This is a genomic window from Sphingomonas sp. RB1R13, from assembly GCF_036663775.1.
Lineage (GTDB): Bacteria > Pseudomonadota > Alphaproteobacteria > Sphingomonadales > Sphingomonadaceae > Sphingomicrobium.
Map to the genome: position 1 here is coordinate 1 of NZ_JAXOJM010000026.1, position 1461 is coordinate 1461.

Here is a 1461-nt window from a genome sequence, read left to right on the forward strand (position 1 = left end):
TCGGAGATGGAGCTGATCGCGGGTCAGAAGCCCGTCATCACCAAGGCCAAGAAGTCGATCGCGCAGTTCAAGCTGCGTGAAGGCATGCCGATCGGTGTGAAGGTCACGCTGCGTCGCGAGCGCATGTACGAATTCCTCGACCGCTTCATCACGATCGCGCTGCCGCGCGTTCGCGACTTCCGCGGCCTGAATCCGAAGTCCTTCGACGGTCGCGGCAACTATGCCTGCGGCATCAAGGAACAGATCATCTTCCCCGAAATCAACTATGACCGCATCGACAAGGTGCGCGGCATGGATGTGATCGTGACCACCTCGGCGAAGACCGACGACGAAGCGCGCGAGCTGCTGCGTCTCTTCGGCTTCCCGTTCCCCAAGGAAGACGCTGCCGACGAGAAGAAGGCGGCGTAACCGGACTGCCCCCTCTCCACGCCGGGGAGGGGGTCCTTACAGAAAGAGCTTAAGTCCATGGCGAAACTGAGTTCGATTAATAAGAACGAGAAGCGTCGCGCTCTCGTCAAGAAGTATGCGGGCAAGTACGCGAAGCTGAAGGCGATCGCGAACGACCAGAGCCTCGATGAAACCGAGCGTCTGATCGCGCGCCTCAAGATGGCCGAGATCCCCCGCAACGGCAATCCGACCCGTATCCGCAACCGTTGCGAGATCACCGGTCGCCCGCGTGCGTATTACCGCAAGTTCCGTCTCGCTCGCGTCATGCTGCGTGAACTGGCCAACAAGGGCCAGATCCCCGGCGTCACCAAGTCGAGCTGGTAAGGACCATTTGAGATGGCAGTGACCGATCCCCTGGGTGACTTGCTCACCCGCATCCGCAACGGCCAGCGCGCGCGCAAGGACTCCGTCCTGACGCCTGCGTCGAAGCTGCGCGTCCGCGTGCTCGACGTGCTTCAGCGCGAGGGCTATATCCGTGGCTACAGCGAAGAGCAGATGGGCCCCGCGGCCGGCATCCGCATCGAGCTGAAGTATTTCGAAGGCCAGCCCGCGATCAAGCATGTCGCGCGCGTGTCGAAGCCCGGCCGCCGTATCTATTCGGGCGCGCAGGACCTTCCCCGCGTTCGCAACGGCCTGGGCATCACCATCGTGTCGACGCCGCGTGGCGTTCTGTCGGACGCCGAAGCGCGTGAGCAGAATGTCGGTGGCGAAGTCCTGGCGGAGGTGTTCTGATGAGCCGCATCGGTAAGAAGGCGGTCCCGGTTCCGGCCGGCGTCACCGCGACCATCGCCGACAAGGTGCTGAGCGTGAAGGGTCCCAAAGGCACCCTCTCCATGCCGCTCGCCGACGAGATCACCTATGACGTCCAGGCGGACGCCATCGCGGTGCAGCCCGCCAACGCCACGAAGCGCGCTCGCGCGTTCTGGGGCATGCAGCGCACCATGGTGCAGAACCTCGTCACCGGCGTGACCGCAGGCTTCTCGAAGAAGCTGGTCATCACCGGCGTCGGCTACC

The 1461-nt window shown here is 63.4% G+C and carries 4 protein-coding genes; all 4 read left to right on the forward strand.

What is annotated here, in order from left to right; genetic code table 11:
- Window positions 1-408, forward strand: a 408-nt coding sequence (gene rplE / locus U1700_RS14470) for a 50S ribosomal protein L5 (protein ID WP_332753397.1), incomplete at its 5' end; no start/stop codon positions are given.
- A gap of 57 nt (window positions 409-465) precedes the next feature.
- Window positions 466-771, forward strand: a complete 306-nt coding sequence (rpsN, locus tag U1700_RS14475; RefSeq protein ID WP_042491166.1) for a 30S ribosomal protein S14 — start codon at window positions 466-468, stop codon at window positions 769-771.
- Between the two features lie 12 nt (window positions 772-783).
- Window positions 784-1179 (forward strand): 30S ribosomal protein S8, encoded by a 396-nt coding sequence (gene rpsH, locus U1700_RS14480; protein WP_042491163.1) that lies wholly within the window; start codon window positions 784-786, stop codon window positions 1177-1179.
- The coding region (locus tag U1700_RS14485) for a 50S ribosomal protein L6 (RefSeq protein WP_332753398.1) at window positions 1179-1461 on the forward strand (283 nt) is incomplete at its 3' end. The genes rpsH and U1700_RS14485, both read left to right, overlap by 1 nt.

Excerpts from the sequence above, each read along its gene's own strand:
- rpsN (WP_042491166.1), top strand. The coding sequence starts at position 466 with ATGGCGAAACTGAGTTCGATTAATAAGAACGAGAAGCGTCGCGCTCTC.
- rpsH (WP_042491163.1), top strand. The coding sequence starts at position 784 with ATGGCAGTGACCGATCCCCTGGGTGACTTGCTCACCCGCATCCGCAAC.